Annotated in this window: 1 protein-coding gene; it reads right to left on the bottom strand. The window is 72.5% G+C overall.

The window, feature by feature from the left end; translation table 11 throughout:
• Positions 1-103: 103 nt before the first annotated feature.
• On the bottom strand, positions 104-309 hold a 206-nt coding region (locus CVH10_RS19260; protein WP_181244519.1), incomplete at its 5' end, for an FAD-dependent oxidoreductase.

Genomic DNA, 309 nt, shown 5'->3' with positions numbered 1-309 from the left:
ACACGGCGCTGGCGGCCGGCGGCGTGCCGCTGTCGGTGCTGGAACGGATCGTCAATGGCTGGGTCTCTGCCCAGGCCTGATCGCATCCCGGTCGCGCCGGACCTCAGTCGGATATAGTCAGGCCGTCGATCTGGCGCAGGCGGTTGTGAATGTCGGTGGCGGCGACGGCGGCCTCGGCGGTGGCCACGGCGATCTGGTTGAGGCCGCGCACCACGTCGCCGGCGGCGTAGAGGCCGGGCACGCTGGTCGCCTGGTGCAGATCGACCTCCAGCCGGCCGTCGTCGGACAGGCGCGCGCCCAGGCCTTGGG

This window comes from Halomonas sp. ND22Bw (genome assembly GCF_003011945.1).
Taxonomy (GTDB): domain Bacteria; phylum Pseudomonadota; class Gammaproteobacteria; order Pseudomonadales; family Halomonadaceae; genus Halomonas; species Halomonas halophila.
The sequence above is the reverse complement of the archived record's forward strand: the minus strand, read 5'-3'. Positions and strand labels throughout refer to the sequence as shown.